This is a genomic window from Pedobacter sp. GW460-11-11-14-TSB4, from assembly GCF_059423705.1.
Genome location: NZ_JBWKYI010000019.1, coordinates 84,536 through 104,261, shown reverse-complemented (window position 1 = coordinate 104,261; position 19,726 = coordinate 84,536). Strand labels below are relative to the sequence as shown.

19 protein-coding genes are annotated in these 19,726 nt (G+C 39.1%); 5 read left to right on the top strand and 14 right to left on the bottom strand.

The genetic code is table 11. From position 1 onward, the window contains the following. Positions 1-149: 149 nt before the first annotated feature. Entirely contained in the window at positions 150-1,316 is a 1,167-nt protein-coding gene (locus AC07YT_RS17730; protein WP_086545191.1) for a homogentisate 1,2-dioxygenase, read from the bottom strand. A gap of 315 nt (positions 1,317-1,631) precedes the next feature. On the opposite strand from AC07YT_RS17730, the gene AC07YT_RS17725 reads away from it, so the two are divergent. The 4 genes from AC07YT_RS17725 to AC07YT_RS17710 all read left to right on the top strand — a co-directional run bounded on the left by AC07YT_RS17725 (position 1,632) and on the right by AC07YT_RS17710 (position 4,864). Then, entirely contained in the window at positions 1,632-2,051 is a 420-nt protein-coding gene (locus AC07YT_RS17725) for a hypothetical protein (RefSeq protein WP_145954203.1), read from the top strand. A gap of 67 nt (positions 2,052-2,118) precedes the next feature. Further along, positions 2,119-3,114 carry a fumarylacetoacetate hydrolase family protein gene (locus AC07YT_RS17720; protein ID WP_086545193.1) on the top strand — a complete coding sequence of 332 codons (996 nt, stop codon included), beginning with the start codon at positions 2,119-2,121 and terminating at the stop codon, positions 3,112-3,114. Positions 3,115-3,345: 231 nt separating this feature from the next. Further along, positions 3,346-4,233 carry a flavin reductase family protein gene (locus AC07YT_RS17715; RefSeq protein ID WP_086545194.1) on the top strand — a complete coding sequence of 296 codons (888 nt, stop codon included), beginning with the start codon at positions 3,346-3,348 and terminating at the stop codon, positions 4,231-4,233. Positions 4,234-4,258: 25 nt separating this feature from the next. Beyond that, entirely contained in the window at positions 4,259-4,864 is a 606-nt protein-coding gene (locus AC07YT_RS17710; RefSeq protein WP_086545195.1) for a YdeI/OmpD-associated family protein, read from the top strand. Between the two features lies 1 nt (position 4,865). Here the strand turns inward: AC07YT_RS17710 and AC07YT_RS17705 are convergent, their stop codons facing one another. From AC07YT_RS17705 to AC07YT_RS17680, 6 genes are all read right to left on the bottom strand, one after another. Then, the gene (locus tag AC07YT_RS17705; RefSeq protein ID WP_478358808.1) at positions 4,866-5,411 is read right to left on the bottom strand and encodes a C40 family peptidase; all 546 of its coding nucleotides are present in this window, start codon (positions 5,409-5,411) and stop codon (positions 4,866-4,868) included. Positions 5,412-5,625: 214 nt separating this feature from the next. Then, entirely contained in the window at positions 5,626-6,000 is a 375-nt protein-coding gene (locus AC07YT_RS17700) for a DUF4870 domain-containing protein (protein ID WP_086545197.1), read from the bottom strand. A 50-nt stretch (positions 6,001-6,050) separates the two neighbouring features. Beyond that, a complete protein-coding gene (locus AC07YT_RS17695; protein WP_086545198.1) occupies positions 6,051-6,752 on the bottom strand; it encodes an SDR family oxidoreductase in 702 nt (233 codons plus the stop codon). A 113-nt stretch (positions 6,753-6,865) separates the two neighbouring features. Continuing rightward, a complete protein-coding gene (locus AC07YT_RS17690; protein WP_086545199.1) occupies positions 6,866-8,647 on the bottom strand; it encodes an aromatic amino acid hydroxylase in 1,782 nt (593 codons plus the stop codon). A 667-nt stretch (positions 8,648-9,314) separates the two neighbouring features. Next, complete coding sequence (locus AC07YT_RS17685) at positions 9,315-9,827, bottom strand: GtrA family protein (RefSeq protein WP_086545201.1); 513 nt, start codon at positions 9,825-9,827, stop codon at positions 9,315-9,317. 227 nt (positions 9,828-10,054) lie between these two features. After that, positions 10,055-10,744, bottom strand: coding sequence for a CAP domain-containing protein (locus AC07YT_RS17680; protein ID WP_086545202.1), 690 nt, complete (start codon positions 10,742-10,744; stop codon positions 10,055-10,057). 136 nt (positions 10,745-10,880) lie between these two features. Between AC07YT_RS17680 and AC07YT_RS17675 the strand changes: the two genes are divergently transcribed. Beyond that, positions 10,881-12,089, top strand: coding sequence for a C40 family peptidase (locus tag AC07YT_RS17675; RefSeq protein ID WP_086545203.1), 1,209 nt, complete (start codon positions 10,881-10,883; stop codon positions 12,087-12,089). Positions 12,090-12,240: 151 nt separating this feature from the next. Here AC07YT_RS17675 and AC07YT_RS17670 read toward each other — a convergent pair whose 3' ends face one another. The 7 genes from AC07YT_RS17670 to AC07YT_RS17640 form a co-directional block, all read right to left on the bottom strand. After that, positions 12,241-13,005, bottom strand: coding sequence for an SDR family oxidoreductase (locus tag AC07YT_RS17670; protein WP_086545204.1), 765 nt, complete (start codon positions 13,003-13,005; stop codon positions 12,241-12,243). An 86-nt stretch (positions 13,006-13,091) separates the two neighbouring features. Next, on the bottom strand, positions 13,092-13,499 hold the full coding sequence (locus tag AC07YT_RS17665; protein WP_086545205.1) for a helix-turn-helix domain-containing protein: 408 nt from the start codon (positions 13,497-13,499) through the stop codon (positions 13,092-13,094). 120 nt (positions 13,500-13,619) lie between these two features. Further along, positions 13,620-14,462, bottom strand: a complete 843-nt coding sequence (locus AC07YT_RS17660; RefSeq protein ID WP_086545206.1) for a ThuA domain-containing protein — start codon at positions 14,460-14,462, stop codon at positions 13,620-13,622. Positions 14,463-14,568: 106 nt separating this feature from the next. After that, the gene (locus AC07YT_RS17655) at positions 14,569-15,252 is read right to left on the bottom strand and encodes a 2'-5' RNA ligase family protein (RefSeq protein WP_086545207.1); all 684 of its coding nucleotides are present in this window, start codon (positions 15,250-15,252) and stop codon (positions 14,569-14,571) included. 92 nt (positions 15,253-15,344) lie between these two features. Further along, positions 15,345-16,988 (bottom strand): glycine--tRNA ligase, encoded by a 1,644-nt coding sequence (locus AC07YT_RS17650; RefSeq protein WP_086545208.1) that lies wholly within the window; start codon positions 16,986-16,988, stop codon positions 15,345-15,347. 944 nt (positions 16,989-17,932) lie between these two features. Then, complete coding sequence (locus AC07YT_RS17645; protein WP_086545209.1) at positions 17,933-18,136, bottom strand: hypothetical protein; 204 nt, start codon at positions 18,134-18,136, stop codon at positions 17,933-17,935. Beyond that, complete coding sequence (locus AC07YT_RS17640; RefSeq protein ID WP_086545210.1) at positions 18,133-19,584, bottom strand: S8 family peptidase; 1,452 nt, start codon at positions 19,582-19,584, stop codon at positions 18,133-18,135. Before AC07YT_RS17640 ends, AC07YT_RS17645 begins: the two co-directional genes overlap by 4 nt. Positions 19,585-19,726: the final 142 nt, after the last annotated feature.

Sequence of the window (19,726 nt, the reverse complement as noted above, 5' to 3'; positions counted from 1 at the left end):
GTCTCCCGACTTCCGACTCGTTTAAATGTTAGATGATTGCTTATTTATCTGCTCTATATCTTCGGATCCCGGTCTCCCGACTCATTCAAATAAATGTTGGATGATTGCTTATTTATCTTCGGACCCCGGTCTCCCGACTTCCGACTCATTTATTCTATATTAACCTGCCAGCTTTTGTGGTAATTCTCATCTTCAATATCCAAGGCATCCTGTGTAAGCATTAAAGGTTTAAAAGGATCGATCATTACCGCCAGTTCATCCGTTTTTTCTTTTCCGATTGATTTTTCTACTGTACCGGGATGTGGTCCGTGTGGAATACCACCCGGGTGCAGGGTAATCTGCCCCTTAAATACACTCTTGCGGCTCATAAAATCACCATCAACATAATAAAGCACTTCATCGCTATCCACATTGCTGTGATTATATGGTGCTGGGATAGAATCGGGGTGGTAATCGTATTTTCGGGGAACAAAAGAGCAAACCACAAAATTATGCCCTTCGAAAGTCTGGTGAACAGGAGGTGGTTGATGCAGGCGACCTGTTATCGGCTCGAAATCGTGAATGGAGAAAGCATAAGGATAATGATAACCATCCCAGCCTACATAATCAAAAGGATGTGTACCATAGGTGTATGGATAAATTAAGCCTTGTTTTTTAATCAGCACTTTAAAATCGCCATACTCATCGTGTGTTTGCAGGTTTTCAGGCAGCCTTAAATCTCGCTCACAATAGGGCGCGTGTTCCATTAACTGTCCGAACTGATTTAAATATCTTTTTGGCGGCCTTAGCGGACTAAAACTTTCTACAATGAACAGCCTGTTCTGTTCGGTATCAAATTCCAGCTGATAAATGGTTCCCCTCGGGATGATCAGGTAATCGCCATAAGCAAATTTAATTTCTCCAAATCCTGTTTTCAGCTTTCCTGAACCTTCATGTACGAAGATCATTTCGTCGGCCTGGCTGTTTTTGTAGAAATAATCGGTCATCGATTTTCTTGGTGCTGCCAAAACGATATGTAGGTCGTTATTCACCAGAACGGCTTTTCTGCTTTTTAGAAAATCATCTTCGGGTGTAATGTTAAAACCAATTAAACTCGTGTGTTTCAGGTGTTTTTCCCGGGCAATTTTTGGCTCAACACTGTACGGTTCACCTAAATGTTTTACAATGGTTGGCGGATGACAATGATAAACCAATGAATATAAACTGGAAAAACCTTCGGTTGATACCAATTCTTCGGCATAAAGATTTCCATCGGGTTTACGAAAAACCGTGTGACGTTTAGCTGGAATCTGCCCCAATTTATGATAAATAGGCATAATTAAATGATGTTATGGTTAGAAAGAAAAAATCCTAATGAATTAACAATCAAAACGACAATGCGTTTCAATTAAAAAAGAAGGGTAAAGAAAATTACAGAGAATATTGAGCCATGATCAGCTTGGATAGCATCTTATAGCGACGGGCCGCAATAGCGTCGTTTACCAGATTAATATGTAATGCTTTTAAGATCATGGTTTTAATGGTGCCAAGGTAAGTATTTTATTTAAAAGTTGAAATTTTAATTACCTTTAATTACTTACTATACGATCATCCCGATGAAATTTATTTTTACATGCTTAATTTTTTTAGCCTTGAGCCAAGCCACTTTTGCACAACAAAAGGCGAAGTACACCATTAGGGTTATAGACCGAAGTGGAAACGCTACAAGAGGTTCTTTTTACGCTGCAGCCGACGACTACTTAACCATCATCAGAAACCGGAAGGATACCATAAAATTAAGTGCCGATAGCATCAGTGCATTATACATTCACCGTAAAGGGATAGCTGCCCCGCTGGCCATTGCCGGAGGTTTAACTTTTTTTGTACTGGCTGCCAAAAGCGATAAACTGGTAGAATCGGTGGTGCTTATTGCTGCGGGTGTACCTGTTGGGGTATCGGGTGGCTTACTGATAGGTGGATTACTCTCCAATAAAAAGCATTACAAGAACCTACAGGCAAAAGATTTTCCTTTAATAAAATCAAACCTTCAGAAATATACCGTGTTAAAATAATAACGTTTAAGTTTTATTTTGAATGCCCTAATTGCTTAGCTTTACCGCGTATTTAACCAAATTGTATATGAAACTAGTATCCTATAAAACCGAAGACAGAGAGCATCTTGGTGTGTTTGTAAATGGGCATATTTATAATTTAAATAGCTGTGATAAGCTTATTCCTGATAACATGAGCGAATTTCTGCAAGGAGGCGAAGTGTTAATGGAAAGAGCAAAAAGGATAGACGATCAAATAAAGGATGGTAGTTTAGCGGCTAAAGAAGAAATTTTTTACGAAATTTTGGCCCCTGTTCCACACCCGACCAGTTGTCGCGATGGATACGCTTTCAGACAGCATGTTGCTGCGGCACGTAGGAACAGGAAGGTTGATATGATCCCGCAATTTGATGAGTATCCAATCTTTTATTTTACCAATCACAATGCTATTCAGGGTACTGGCGAAATTGAATGTATGCCAGATCATTTTGATAAACTGGATTTCGAACTAGAAATTGCTATTGTTATAGGTAAAAAAGGTAGAAATATTAAAGCTGCCGAGGCAGATGAATACATTGCCGGTTATATGGTGATGAACGACATGAGTGCCCGTACCTTGCAAATGGAAGAGATGTTGCTGAATTTAGGCCCTGCAAAAGGAAAAGATTTTTCTACCGTAATTGGTCCGTGGTTGGTAACTCCTGATGAACTATTGCAATATAAAGTGGCACCTAAAGCAGGACACGTTGGTCATGCTTACGATCTTAAAATGACCTGCAGGGTAAATGGCATTGAGGTTTCAAAAGGAAATGCTGCTGATATGGACTGGACTTTTGCCGAAATTATTGAGCGTTGTGCTTATGGCGTAGATATTCTTCCGGGTGATGTAATTGGTTCAGGAACAGTGGGTACAGGTTGTTTTTTAGAGTTAAACGGAACAGGGTTACTTAACGATCCAAATTATAAAGTGCAGTGGTTACAGCCGGGCGATGTTGTAGAGATGGAAATTACAGGTCTGGGCGCTTTAACCAATACGATTACAAAAGCCAATACCGATTTTTCGATCCTGGCGTTGAAGAAGTAAATCCGCGCTTGAATAATGTGTTCCTAATTCTGAATTCATTTCATGATCTTTTTTCTATTAGATGTTATCAATGATAAAATCTAATAGAAAAGTCGTCATCTCGACTGAAGCGCAGTGTAATGGAGAGATCTATGATAGATTTCTCGACTACGCTTCACTCCGCTCGAAAGGACGATCTTTTTAAAGTTTTAATCGCCATTTAATCCTTTCAAATAGTAAACTTAACTACCTGTGCTAACTTTAAATACCTCTGACTTAAGCCCTGTAGAATTGCAAAATTATTTGCAATATGCTATCGCTCCGCGGCCGATTTGCTTTGCCTCCACTATTGATGCCGAAGGGAATATTAATTTAAGTCCCTTCAGTTTCTTTAATATGTTTAGCACAAATCCACCGATCTGCATTTTTTCCCCGTCGAGAAGGGTGCGTGATAATACCACCAAACATAGCCTTGAAAATGTATTGCAGGTTAAAGAGTGTGTAATCAATATTGTAAATTACGATATGGTGCAGCAAATGAGTTTGGCCAGTACCGAATATGCGAAAGGCGTAAACGAGTTCGAGAAAGCAGGATTTACCATGTTGAAATCTGATCTGGTTAGTCCGCCAAGGGTGGCCGAAGCACCGGTACAGTTTGAATGTATTGTAAATGAGGTAATTTCATTGGGCGATCATCACGGTGCTGGCAACCTGGTTCTGGCTGAAATAAAAGTGATTCACATTAATGAAGCTATTTTAGACGAAAACGGCCGGATTGATCAGGAAAAAATCGACCTTGTAGCCCGTTTAGGTGGTGATTGGTATTGTAGGGTTACAGGCGACAATTTGTTTAAAGTGGCTAAACCCCTGGCTAAATTAGGCATAGGTGTTGACCGCTTGCCACATTCGGTCCGTTTTTCTAAAGTATTGTCTGGAAATGATCTCGGCATGTTAGGAAATGTTGAACATTTGCCGAGTGACGAAGAAATCGATTTGATCAATACCCACGCCGAGGTAAAAGAAGTGCTCGATGCAACCATAGGAGATGCAACCAACCGTGAAAGGGAACTACACGAACTGGCCAAAAAGTTTCTTCATCATGGAGCGGTAGAACTTGCTTTAAAGGTTGTTTTGCTTTAAATTTATTAAAGGTAATTTATAAGTTATGCATACAATTGTTCAGGTAGATCAGTACATCATTAATTCGGCAGCATTTGCGATCCCCATTTTAGATCATTTAAGAAATCTGGTACATAAGGCCGATGCACGGATTGAAGAAAAAATGAAGTGGAGCATGCCATTTTTTGATTTTAAAGGCACGGTTTGCCATATGGCATCCTTTAAACACCATTGTGCTTTTGGTTTCTGGAAAGGTTCGTTAATGCAGGATGAGTATGGCATTTTCAAAGAACGTTCTGAAGCGATGGGTTTTTTGGGGAAAATAACTTCTTTAGAGGATTTGCCTTCGGATGAGATCCTGATTGCGTATATACAACAGGCCATTCAATTAAATGAGGATAATGTAAAATTGCCGGCAAAACCAAAGTCTGCAGAAAAGAAAGAACTGGTTATACCAGAATATTTAATGGAAGCTTTACAGGAAGATCCTGAGGCATTGGCGGTTTTTCAGAATTTTAGCACATCCAATAAAAAAGATTATGTATTGTGGCTTGAAGAAGCTAAAACAGAAGCTACCAGACAAAAAAGACTGGTTACCACATTGGTATGGCTTGCAGAAGGCAAAACAAGAATGTGGAAATATAAAAAGTAAGTTATATAATACTTACAATTTTCATGAAACGGGCCTTATAATGGCCATCAAGATCCGTAATGGTTACCTGATGCGCTTTACCCGAAGAGGCATGGATAAACTTGATCCCATTTTCATCAATAGAATAAACAATCCCAACATGGCCTATTCTTCTTATTCTTGAATTACTGCCTGTAAAAATCAATACATCGCCTACTTTGGCGTTTTCCAGGCTGGTTTCTTTACCCGCGTAGCTAAACTCGCGTGAAGAACGTGGAACCTTAAAACCAAAATTACTGAAAACATAACTCACAAAACCTGAACAATCAAAGCCAACTTTGGGATTGCTTGTTGCATAACGATAGGGGATACCTAACATACTTTTAGCAAATTCGATTAAACTTTCAGACTGGTTAGCCGGCGAATGGTTTGATGATTTCTCCTCTTTAGGCAGGCTGGCAACAAGTTTTTTAACTAATTCCTGGTATTGAGCCGGGATGATGGTTTGGGCTTTTCCTGCCGTGGCAGACAAAATGAAAAACGCAATCGGGACTATTATTTTCTTCATATGTTGGAACCAAAGATATAAAAAATATCCAAAGTCGATTAAAATGTTGAAAATGAGTGCAAATAAAACGAGGCTGTATCCTAAATATAGGATTGTCATCCTGAGTCTGTTGAAGGACCTTGTTGAAATGTCTCGCAAGACGTTTCGGGAAGCTCAACATGACAAATTCGAATGGAATTACAACTTAGGATACAGCCTCTTCTGATTAAAATATTTAAATACTTGGGAACATGGTTTGTGCCCGCTCTCCAATTAATGGAATAGGTTTTTTTTCGCCCTGGAATGCAGCAATTAGTCCGATAATCCACAATACGAACAATCCAATTTGAACAATGCGGAGTATATAAACGGCATCTATAAAACCAGTTGCAAAAATTAAAGGAATTAAAAATAAGCTTAAACCCCAGCTCACAACAGTTGATACCAGATGGAACAGCAGCGTTTGTTTTAAATGGTATCTGCTCAATTCGGTCTGATTATCTTTATACATGGCGAAATAGGCAATTAACCAGCCAATAAACCAAAAGTAGCTTATTATTGCGGCATTTTTTCCATTGTCGGCTGTTTTAAAAGGAGAGTTTGTTTCCATAGGTTTTTAGTTTTTCGATTTAGCATGTAAATTACTAAATAATATGGATATTATGGTGTGGTAACAGCAACAGGCAAAATCTTTCCATTAAAAAATTTATGTCCGGTTTTTGCAAAACCAGCAACGTATTTTCCCATTTCGAAGGCCATAACCGGACTTTGGTATCCAGGGAAAGCAGCTTCGAGCATTTCAGTTTGTGCTGAGCCCAAAGCGAGGCAGTTTATTTTAATTCCTGTTTCAGCCAATTCAAATGCTAAACATTCTGTTAAGGTATGTAGTGCCGCTTTACTTGCAGAATAAGCCGAAAGGCCCGGGAATTTAACGCTTCCTTGAAAACCGCCCATACTTCCAATGTTTACAATATGGCTTCCAGCTTGCATTAATGGTAAAATACTTTGGATCATCCTGAAATGCGAAATCACATTGCTTTGCAACATCTCGCCAAGGTCAATTTCGGTAGTTTCTAAAAAAGGTTTATTAATTAGGGCTCCTGCGTTATTAATCAGGATATCAACAGTCCCTAATCGTTCTTTTAAAAACGGAATTAATGCAGCGTAATCGTCATTTACAATATCAAATTCTACTGGTAAAAGTGTACAGTCGGGATTAATGCCTTTAGCAATTTCTAAGAGTTTACGCAGTTTATCGGCAGATCGGGCAATGGCTACAATTTTGTTCTCTTTCTGTAAGCTAAATTCTAAAGCAGTTTCAAAACCAATTCCACTACTTGCACCTGTAATTATAATGTTCATTAAAAAAAGTTAAAATTGTTGGGTATTTAAGAGATGAGTTCGTCATGCTGAATTTATTTCAGCATCTATTTGTATTAAACATATCATAAAATTAATAAAATTAAAGGTATGGGTCAATCCTCCACAATCAACTGGCTTACCGGGTTTTTAATTACATGCAAACCATCACTGATTAATTTGCTGTGATCAAGCTCCCTGCCAGCTTTGATTTCCAGATAAACCTGAATTTCTTTTTCCAGCTGATGATAAATCTTTTTATGGTAAATAATTTCCAGAATTTCCAATGCACAAAGCCAGTCCTGCCTGTGGTTCGTTTTAAGTTGTGCAAAGATTTCGGCAAGCTGATCCAAACCTTCGCCACTTTCCCTAATCGCACGAACTGTTTGGTATAAACCGTGCAGTTTTAATGTTTTATCATCGTAAACAATCTGATGCGTTTTCTCATTGCTTATTAAAGTAATCTCCTCGTAGGCGTCTTTATCGGCGGCACCATTAAAAACTGAAACAATCGTTTCACCTATCGCCATATCGTAAATGCCCCATTCGGGTTTAAACAAGATGTTTCCATTACCTTCTGTAACCCTACAATCTTTAAAGGCAATTAAAAGAAGCTTATCGTTTTCTGTAATAATATCCTTAACTGTACCAATTACTTTAATGCCGCTTTCAAATATAAGTTCAGCCTTTTCGCCTAAAATTACCCCCAGGGTTTGTAAATCATTGGGCTTGTAATCTTCTAATGCCTTTACAGCATCTTTTAACTTACCCACAGGAGACGAAAAACCGTCAGCATGGTAGTGTTTTCCATGACCTGCTAATTGCTTTCCGTTAAATGCCAGTGCCGAAGGACCAGTTGTTTTAATAAAAGTGACCTCATCTTTTGTACCCACACCAATATCGGTAAAAACACCGCTTACTTGTAAACCCGAGCTATAAACAGCCGTGGCCACATTTTTACAGGCAATTGCTTTCATAATGCTTTCTGTTCCACCTTTTCTAAAGGCCATGGTGTTGGCAAAAGTTTCCAGAACATCAATCAGGTTTTGGAATGTTTCGGTTACAAAAAGCTGCGGTTGTGGTTTTGTAATATCGTAGGCATAGTTAATCGTATCAATGTTGTACCAAAGTTTCTCCACATCACTTTGCATGCAGGTTGCACTTTCACCAATAGAAGAAAGCAAGCCCGCGCCATAAATTTTAGGGTTCTCTAAAGTACCAATTAAACCATATTCAACTGTCCACCAGTGTAAGCGGCCAAGTAAAGCCATTTCAGAAGGCTCGCCCATATTTTCACTAATGTAGCGCAATTCCTTTTCTGCTTTTGCAATCTGAAATTCATCAGCATCTACAGCTTCTTTCAAAATCGATAGTTTCCTGATGGCTTCGTAAAGTTCAAAATCTTTAGCCGAAAACATGGCTTTGGCACCAATCGAGCCAAAATAACTTAAATAATTGTTGTAATCGGTATCGGCGATAATTGGGGCGTGGCCAGCACTTTCGTGTATAATATCGGGGGCTGGTGTATATTCGATGTGGTTAATCTGACGGATATCTGCCGCAATAACCAGTACACGGTAAGCCTGATACTCCATAAATGCTGCTGGCGGAATAAAACCATCAACGGTAACAGCTCCCCAGCCAATCTTGCCCAGGTTATCGTTCATGGTTTTCAGATCGGGAATGTGTTCAATACTCAAACCAGCTCGCTGTAAGCCTTTTATATATGGGTAATAAGCAACATTTTTAAGATAACTATAATTCTGGCGCATCACATAACGCCACACCGCCTGATCGATTGGTGTATATTTTTCGTAATTCTGGTCAACAATAAATTGCTTTAAATGATTGGGCAATTTCGTTACCTGCGCATTATTAAAATCATTAAAATGGCTCATGGTTAATTTGAAAATAAGTTGGTCGGCAGCTAAGTTAGGATGTTGTTTTTATCTTATCAAGAAAGCGGCTGCATAAATTAACAGGTTAAAGTAATAAAGGTTTTAGGGGGGTAAAAAGATGGATTAATCATTAGAAAAGATGCTGTGGTATTTCATAGGGAAGCTTCGGTCGGGCTGTTCGCTGTATTCCCGATGAAGAATCGGGGGATGCCGCTTCCATCCCGTTTAGTTACAAAGGCTTGTGCTGATAAATTAGGTTTTTTAGGCAGTTCGCTGCAAAACGAAAATAGTAGCAAATATTGGCCACCTAAACCCGACTGGCGCGTAAAGCCTGGAACGAGGCACGAGTGAGGACTTGAAGCAAAGGCGGGACAGTAGAAACCGAAGTGCTTGTGGCCTGCTTTCCAAAAAAACATCGAAAATATTAAGGCTTTGGTGGAAAGGTGCTGTGGTATTTCATCGGGAAGCTTCGGTCGGGCTGTTCGCTGTATCCCCGATGAAGAATCGGGGGATGCCGCTTCCATCCCGTTTAGGAACAAAGGCTGGTGCTGATGAATTAGGTTTTTTAGGCAGTTGGCTGCAAAACGAAAATAGTAGCAAATATTGGCCACCTAAACTGCGCCACAAATATTCCGTGCCTCCGTGGCAAAACCATTGCCGAGGGTTATTAATGTTTCTTACCTGCTTTTTTGCCCCCTATTTTTTTAACGCTAAACGTAAAATAGTGCTGATACAGGTAACTGAAAAGTGCCATTAAAACCGATACCAGTATTCTCGAAAGCATGGCTAAAGTTGGGTAATCTCTTAACAGTTCCAGCAAAAACTTCAATAAAACATAATTGGCCAGTATGTTAATGAACTGAAGGTTTAAAAACCGGAAAAGCTGAACCCTGCCCTTTAATTCGCTATGTGTAAATATGATGTATTTGTTGAGTAAAAAACTGGTGGGGATGGCAATGGCATAATCGACTAATAATGATGCGGTTTCTCTCTGAAGCACAATTACGCCAAAATCTACCTCTTCGGTTTTAAAAATGAAAAAGTAAGCAAAATAATAACTTAAGATTCCCAGCAGCAAAGTGCCACCACCAGTGGCCAGGTACCTGAAATTATGTAAGGAAATAAAATTTTTAAAAGGAGGGTGAAAAAAATCTATGACGGCTAAAATTATTTTGCGCATTACTTAAAACGGTTCGTTGTGGTTATTGGGCATACATCAAATTACATAAGCGGTCGTCATCCTATCCCGTAACTTCGGGATCAGGATCTTTTCCTGCGGTCAAGATGCTGAAACGAGTTCAACAGGACGTGGTGGCCTTGAAATATGCAATTATTGTGCACCTTTTATTGTTGGGCGCAATTTACAATTATATTTTTATTGCCACAGTAATAAGATCATTTATACAATTACTCATTATTGGTGTAATACGTAGATTGCGCAACAAAATCAATCACTGCACACCAGGTATAAGAGGGGTGGGGCTGTATGCTTACCCCAACGGTATTGAGCTTGTATTTCTGATCGAGTAAATTAAAACGGTGACCAAGGGAAGGTACACCACAATCTAATAATAAGTGGCAAACAATATCTAAACTGTTCGAGTAACCAAAATCGATATTCTCGCTCATAGCCTTATTGGGGAAGTATCGGGATAATCGTTTCGAAAATTTATCGCCGTTACTGCTTTCGTGTGTATCGAGATTATTCCTGTTTAAATCCTGTGCATGGCTCCGGCTTAACGAAGTTAATTTATCATCAGGGTAAAACATCTGCAGGTTTTTTACGCCACGTAAATGTTTAAGTAAAGAGGTGTAATAGGAATTATTTCTGGTAATCCGGAGTTCATTGTAATTTCTGTACTTCCGCACTTTAGCATTGTAGTTATTGATGTAGTCTTCTAAAAACGTATAATAAAACTTTTCGCCATCAATGCGGATCAGGTTCATATACATCACAATGTTTTTTTCTTCATTGCTTAAATAAGAAGCATTTGCGGCCGTATTGGCCTTGCGAAATTCGGCATCAGTCCATTTTTGGGCCTTAGCCTGACTGGCAAAAAATAAGAGTAAAAGAATGGGTAGAAGTTTTTTAAACATAGGACGATTTTCATGGATAACGTCTTTTAATTTTTTTTATTTCTCGTTTGTTAAAAATAATATCGAGTAAGCAATTAGTTACAGCATTTACCTCATTAAGCAATATGAATATTCGTAATTTTATTTTCATAAAACGATGATGAAAAGAATATTAATACTGGGCTGTTTATTACATTTTGCGGTTTCCTTACAGGCGCAGGTTGATACGGCAACATATAGAGCCGTTTCGAATCAGGTAAAAAAAGAGTTTGCACCAGATAAACGATCTGTTTATTTTAATGTTCAGTTTAAAGGGGATACGGTTATTGCAGAAAGTACATCGGCGCAAGTGCTTGAGGCACTAAATAATCAAACCAAAGATTTTAAGGGCTTCGTTAAAATAAATACACTGCTTCCTTCGAACAAATTGACCGGAATGGAATACGGATTAGCCAATCTTTCGGTCTGTAACAACAGAGCTGCCCCCCAAAATGCGGCAGAAATGATGACGCAGATGATTTTGGGTACACCTGTGCAGGTATTAAAAAAGCAAGGTGGCTATTATCTGGTACGCACACCCGATGGTTACTTATCGTGGACTGACGGTACCGCTGTAAGTGTAATGGATAAAGCGGCTTTTGACCAATGGAAAAAATCGAAAAGGATTATTTTTACTTCCGACTTTGGTCATGCTTTTAGTCAGGCAGATGTGAACTCCTCCCGCGTTTCTGATTTAGTGAGTGGCAATATCTTAGTGTTAACTGGTGAAGAAAAAGCTTATTATCAGGTTCTTTTCCCTGATAAACGTACCGGCTACATTAAAAAAACTGATGCGAAGTTGTTTTCGAGCTGGATTAAAAGGCCTAATCCAAGCGCTGAATCTATTTTAACTACAGCAAAAACATTAATTGGCGTACCCTATCTTTGGGGTGGTACATCTAACAAAGGTGTAGATTGTAGCGGTTTTACCAAAACAAGTTATTTTCTGAATGGGATCATTATTCCGAGAGATGCTTCACAACAAGCTTTGGTTGGCGAAGATGTTGATATTTTAGAACAGGATTCAATCAGCCTGACTAAGTGTCTTAGCAATTTAAAGGCTGGCGATTTACTGTTTTTCGCCGCTGCAAAGCTGAGGGGAACTACAGGGGGGAGGATAACGCATACCGCTATTTATATGGGTGATGGCGAATTTATTCAATCAGCAGGAATGGTCAGGATTAACAGCTTAAAACCCGATGCTGCCAATTTTGATGAGCGGGAAAGTAAAACCCTGGTGAGCGCCAAACGTTTTTTAACCCAGATTGGTAAGCCCGAAATTACAAGGGTAGATCAACATGACTGGTATGGCACCTCAGCCTATTAACGGTTGGGTTGAAGCAGATGTTCAATAAGTTTTAGCGTCATCCTGAGTTCATCTCAGGATCTTAATAGTAACAGATACTGAAACAAGTTCAGTATGACGCAAGGATTTTAATTTATTTTGTGACCCTTGCGCCTTAGCGGTTAACTAAATTTTACAAAAACATACCACCCGATGCTTCAATGCGTTGTGCATTAATCCATCTGGCATCTTCGGTACATAAAAAAGCAACCACGCCGCCAATATCATCAGGTAAACCTACACGGCCTAAAGCAGTATGCGAAGCAATTCCGGCATTAAGCTGATCGTTATCGCGCACTACACCACCACCAAAATCGGTTTCTATGGCACCTGGAGCAACAATATTCGATCTAATTCCTCTTGCACCCAATTCCTTGGCCTGGTATTTTGTTAAGGTTTCCATTGCACCTTTCATCGAGGCATAGGCTGCATAGCCAGGGGTAGCAAAACGTGCCAAACCAGTAGAAAGATTAATAATCCCACTGCCATCATTTAATAATGCCAAAGCCTTTTGGGTTAAAAAGAAGGCTCCTTTATAGTGGATGTTTACCAAAGTATCAAATTGTTCTTCAGTCGTTTCTGCAAATGAAGCATGAATGCCAATACCCGCATTATTAATTAGAAAATCGAATTTTTCGGCATTAAAAACAGATTTCAATACCGTTTTAACTTCCGTAAAAAAGGCATCGAAAGTTTTAGTATCGGCAACGTTTAACTGTAATGCTGCAGCCTGAACCCCTAACTGTTTTATTTCGTTAACGGTATCTTCGGCTTCTTCTTTTTTTGATTGATAGGTAACAATGACACCAATTCCTTTTGCTGCAATTTTTAAAGCGGCATTTTTTCCTAATCCGCGGCTACCGCCGGTTATCAGGGCAATTTTATTTTGTGTTTCCATTTTCTTTAAATTTGTTAAACAAAGTTAGATGGAAAGCCGCTGTAAAAATGGTGATAGCTTAAGTAAAAATGGTGACTGTTTAAGTTTTATATGGTGACAATTTCCTTATTGCCGGCTAAAGACTGGAAATAAGCTTCCCTGTACTGTTTAGGAGTCTGGCCGGAGAAATGTTTAAAAAACTTGGTAAAGTTAGAGGGGTCGTAGGTTAATGTCCTTGCGATTTCGGCAATAGGCATACTTACATTCTGCAACATCGATTTCGAAATTTCCATTAAACGTTCTTCAAAGAAATAACAAGGCGAATAACCTGTTGCCGATTTAATGGTATTGCTTAAGTGTGTGGGGTGAACATGAATAAGTTCGGCAAAATCTCTTACTTCGAACATTTCAGTTGCCCGGCCCGATACCACATCATCTAAATGTTTATCCAACTCTTTCAAAAAATCGGCTGCGATTTCATGTTGACGGGCAAAAAACTTCTGTGGGATTTTCATATCAAAGCGATTCCGGTTTAAACAAATATAATATTCAGCTAAATGATTATGAAATCTGAAACCTATGGTAATGGTATTTGTGACCAAAGGATTACGCGCTATCTGGCAGTTTATGGAAAATTACTTGTTTTTTTTCTTCCCTAACCATAATAAACTGTTGATAATCATTTTATTCTGTGTTTCATTGCCGAAGGTGTAAGAGAGTGTTTTATTGGTTTTATCGTATTTGTGCTCGTAGTCAATGTCATTATGCCCCATGTTTACATAAACCATTTTAAATTTTTTATTGCTCCAAACCACCGGATAATAACCATTATGCCAGATCTCGTGTGCTTTTGGGCCGGTACCTAACGGAAAACTAGATGAATCAATAGATAGTAAAATCTGGATGTCTGGATTTTTTCTTAAATCATTCTGCCAGCGATACCATTCGTTGGGCTGTGCTTTAAAGGTATTGGGCAGGTGTTTGGTTACCGCATGTTTTTTATTTTCTACTTTAAGTATTGCCGATGTTGGTCGCCAGGTATTACTGCCATATTCGCCCGATCCTAAAAAGGTATGGTGGTACCAGTTCCAGTTTTGATCGAAAGCCGACTTTGAAAGGGCAAAGGCAGAAAAATGAAAACCCATCCATCCGCCACCATTTTCCATATATTTTTCAAAAGCTTTGCGCTGTTCGGCTGATTCCGGCCGGGTATCTAAAAACATAACAACCTGATATTTAGCTAGAAACCAGGCGTTTAAATTACTCCAGTTTGCTGTAGAATCGTAGCTGAAGTGATATTTTTCAGCCATTTTAGGAAACCATTTGTTTGCTTCATGAACAAAACTGATGTGCGCCTGATCATTTTTGGCCGTGTAAAAGGCAATGACCTTAAATTTTGGTTTTCCCTGTGCAATAACCATTGAAATGCTGAAAAAAACAGCTAAAATGGTGAGTATCGATTTTTTGGCCTTATACATTTGGTCAGATTAGCTTACTAAATTAATAAAACGCAGTTTAATTGAATTTGCCTTAGAAAATAACAAAGCCAGAATGTGGTTTTACAAACAGTTCAATCGATTGATATTATGATTTCAATTCAAATACCTGTAGTTTTTTTACGAATCTTTCCCTTTGGTACCAATCGTTATAAACCAGTTCTATCTGTTTTACTTCGAAAGTGCCAAAATCAAAACCCCTGTACTTTTCGATCAGATTAAGCAAAGTATCTATATGTTTCAGCTCCGATCTGAAACGGATTACTGTAGCATGGGCAGTTTGGATGGTATAACGTTTATCGATGCTTTGTTGCAAACCTGAATTTTTAAAGCCTGCCCGTAAATCGTCTCTGATTTCGTTTAAGGTATCCGTTAAAAAACCTTGAATTAAAATACAGGATGGTGATGCCGTAAGCCCTTTAAACTGAATTTTGAAACTTTTATGCCTCGCAAGCACCTTTTGGATAAGCTGAATATAGTCCTCCACCTCAATATCCTTTAAATCGAAGCCCTCATAACAGGAAATGATAGACATTAAGGTAATGTGGATATCTGAATTTTGATAATAATATTGATCAGGTTCAATGGCTTCCGCTTCCGCTAAAAACTGTTGGATGTTGGTGTTGGTTGCCGCATCAGGCCTGATGACCAAAGTGAGTCCAAAACGCTGGTCAGTATTTGAATCGATTAAATGATCTGTTTCATATCGGCCAGCTGATATTTTCGCAACAGCGTCGGTATACAGTTTATGGTAATGTTCGGCTAAATTCATTTTTTATACACAAAAAAGTCGCAGGGGTAAAACCTGCGACTGAACTATTTATCTTGTGAGATGCTGAATTAAATTCAGCATGACGATTCGTTTTATGCTAACAAGGTTTTCCAGCTTACTGCCGAGCCTATAATGTTTCCTAAATCGGCAATGGCTACGCGTTCTTGTTCCATGCTGTCGCGGTGACGAATGGTAACCGTGTTATCTTCTAAACTTTGATGATCAACGGTAATACAGAAAGGTGTACCCACAGCATCCTGACGGCGGTAACGTTTACCAATCGCATCTTTCTCTTCATAAATACAGTTGAAATCAAATTTCAAGGTATCCATAATTTCGCGGGCCTTTTCAGGCAAGCCATCTTTTTTGGTTAATGGGAAAATGGCAACTTTGTAAGGTGCTAAAGCAGGGTGTAAACGTAATAAAGTACGGCTATCCTGTTTGTCATCGGTGCTTAAATCCTGCTCTTCAAAGGCATTAATCATGGTTAACAAGAACATACGGTCTAAACCGATAGATGTTTCGATTACATAAGGAACGTAATTGCCATAAGGTTTACCTTCTTCATTTAAATCGTTATCGAAATACTGCATTTTCTTGCCAGAATATTCCTGGTGTTGGGTTAAATCGAAATCGGTACGGCTATGGATACCTTCAACTTCTTTAAATCCGAATGGGAATTCGAATTCGATATCAGTAGCGGCATTGGCATAGTGTGCTAGTTTTACGTGGTCGTGGTAACGGTATTTTTCAGGCGAAGTACCTAAAGCTTTATGCCACTTTAAACGTGCTTCTTTCCAGTATTCGAACCATTTTTTGTCTTCACCCGGGCGAACAAAAAATTGCATTTCCATTTGCTCAAACTCACGCATCCGCATAATAAACTGACGGGCAATTACCTCATTCCGGAAGGCTTTACCAATCTGTGCAATACCAAAAGGAATTTTCATCCTTCCAGATTTTTGAACATTTAAAAAGTTTACGAAAATACCCTGCGCTGTTTCCGGACGAAGATAAACTTCATCGCTACCTTCGGCCATTGCACCGAATTGGGTGCTGAACATCAGGTTAAACTGGCGTACATCAGTCCAGTTAGACGTTTTAGAAATCGGACAGATTACTTTGTAATCAACAATTAAATCTTTTAGCTGTGCTAAGTTTTCCGACTTCAGCGCAAGGTTCATTTCTACCTCAAGCGTTAAACCCTTTTTAACAAATCTCCAGCTTGCTTCCTCCACAAAAGGATATTTTGCATGGTCTAAAATCGTTTCCTCATCTTTAAATGTTGGAACCCAGCTCGCCTGACCTTCATCACTTAAACCCAATATTTCTTGCTGAAATGCTTCAAATTTAGCCTTATTCTCCGCACTGAAATTGGCCAGTTCTGAATATAACTCATCAATTTTATTCTCCAATAACTGATCGGCACGGTAACGTTTTTTAGAATCCTTGTTGTCGATCATGGGGTCGTTAAAACCATCAACATGTCCGCTGGCTTTCCAAACCTTGGGGTGCATAAAAATTGCAGAATCAATCCCTACAATGTTTTCGTGCATCTGCACCATAGCTTTCCACCAGTAGGTTTTAATATTGTTTTTTAACTCGGCACCCAATTGGCCATAATCGTAAACAGCACTTAAGCCATCATATATTTCGCTGCTCTGGAATACAAAACCGTATTCTTTAGCGTGTGATATTACATTTTTAAATTGTTCGTCGTTATTCTTTTGAGCCATAATGCAGCAAAGATAATAAATAAGGTAAAAGGTAAGAGGTAAAAGGTAAAAGGTTTTTGATCAAGCTAAAAAAACAATCCAATCGTCCTGCTGAATTTATTTCAGCATCTTTCAAGGGAATCAGATCCGTGATAAGTCAGCTTATTTGCCCTTAAATCTCTTAAATGGTTCAAATGATTTGAAAAGCAATTGGAATGCTAATCGGTTTAATCAACCCTGCTTTCCGCTTTACTTGTTACACTCGTGCCCGCTGCAATCAAGGTAAAAGGTAAAAGGTAAAAGGTTTTTGATCAAGCTAAAAAAACAATCCAATCGTCCTGCTGAATTTATTTCAGCATCTTTCAAGGGAATCAGATCCGTGATAAGTCAACTTATATGCCCTTAAATCTCTTAAATGGTACAAATAATATGGAAAGCAATTGCCGTGCTAATCGTTTTAATCAACCCTGCTTTCCGCTTTACTTGTTACACTCGTGCCCGCTGCAATCAAGGTAAAAGGTAAGAGGTAAAAGGTTTTTGATCAATGGGCAAAGGAACTGCATATTTTAGAATTTCTGCACTTAACTTCGGTGTGCTAAGGTGCCTTAGGTGGTCGAAAACGGGTGAAAGGCAGTCTTGCCAGTCAGCTTATTTGCCCTTAAATCTCTTAAATGGTTCAAATGATTTGGAAAGCAATTGGAACGCTAGTCGGTTTCAGTAGTCCTGCTTTCCGCTTTAATCGTTACACTCGTGCCCGCTGCAATCAGGTTTAGGTGGCCACTTTAGTGCTTCTATTTTTGTATTAATAGCAAACAGCCAGACCGAAGCCTTCCCATAAAGTGCTATAGCACCTTTATTAATCATTTGCTTGATCTCATCAGACTTAACTCAGCTATAAAAAAAAATCAGTGCAACTAAATGTCGCACCGATTTTAAAATTAAGCGCATGATTAGGTTTTGCTGGCTTAAATGCTGATGTCCCTTTCCTCTTCAACACTTAATACGCCATCAATTTTTTTGATATCTGCAATTTTATGGTTGCCCGGAACAATTACAACTACACCAATTGCATCTAAGGCTTCTACATCTTTAACACCAATTTCCTTCAGCGCTTTGACCACTAAATCCATTGCGTCGTCTTTTACAGATATTAACCATTTTGTTTTCATCTTATAATTTTTTCTATTGGACCAATTGGATCGATAGGGAATTTCGGATTAACTAAAATAGGGAGTTTATCAATTGGGAATTTATCAATCGGTAATCTATCAATCGGTAATCTATCAATCGGGTATTTTATCAATCTTGTTTTTGTAGGTGCCTGTACCAATCCAGCTCCTACATCTCTACCTGGTAAAGGTAATGCTTTAGCCGTTGAGGTTAATTTTCTCCATAAATTAATTCCTCTCAAACCCGATGCCTGTGCCCATAGTGCGGCAATACCTGCAACATGTGGTGTAGCCATACTGGTTCCGTTCCAGCTTGCATATTTGGTAGGCAGTTTTGTAGAAGAGTATACGTTAACACCCGGAGCTGCAATATCTACAGCGCCATAAGTTGGGTAAAGGCCTCCGTTAGAAAAAGCGGCCACATTCATACTCACATCTACCGCACCAACAGCCATTATCGACGGGCAATTTGCAGGGTGCATTACCTGTCTTACTGTGCCTGGCCTTGCCGAGTCGTTTCCTGCAGCAGCAATAATTAAAGTGCCTTGTGCCAAAGCGCGGGCTGCAGCGGTTTCAAAAACAGCTGAATAACCTGCTCCTGTTACAAAGCCCCTCAGCGACATGCTTACCACATCGCAACGGTTGGCAATGGCCCAGTTAATACCAGCAAGAATACCGCCATCTCCACCAGATCCACCATTGCTTAAAACTTTTCCGATATAAATACTTGCGGCATACGCAATACCGTATCTTTCAGTAGCCGATGGCGAGCTAGAAGGACCACAGGCGGTACCAGTACAGTGCGTGCCATGGCCATGTCCATCTTGCGTACTTTCTCCGCTGATAAAACTTTGATGAACAACAGGGCGGCCAGCAAAATCAGGGTGATGGAAATCAAATCCTGTATCCAATATGGCAACTTTAATGCCGGCACCATTGTAAGGATTGTATCTTAAAAAGCTGGTGGGTACCACATTGGTTGCTTTTAATCCCCAGGTGGCGCCAACAGATTCTACTTCCGATTCCTGCTCTTCATAGCTGTAATCTTCTGTTTCGGTTCCAACCAATACATTGGTCATTTGGTTTACCGCATCTCTGTAACCCTCTACATAATTTTGGGTACTTTCATCCAGCATTCCAATAGCATAAACTACTCTTTCTTTTTCTACAATCATCTCAGTGTCGCCTAAACTGCTGATTGAATTTTCAATTTTTGGTTTTTCGTTTACAATGGCGATACCTAGCTTGTCTAAGATGATACCATCGGTTTTAGCAAGGTCTTTATCAGTGAAAAACTCGTTTTCAAATTCTAAAGAGCTTTTTAAGTTCAATCCGCTAACAGAATTGATCTGGTTAATAGAATCGGAGGTGTTTGATCCTTCTGGCAGTAATACCAGGTATCTTCCGGTGTACTGTACTTTTTCTTCTTTTTTCAATGTTTTTGACATGGTTTTAATGTTTTAGGTTTTGCCTACTCTATTCAGGATTTTCGGCTTGTTCCTTTGTGTTAAACAATACCCAAAATTGAAATAGTTACCGTGAAAAAATGGCAGGTAAAACACTAAAAACCAGTAGTAAAAGCAACAAAAT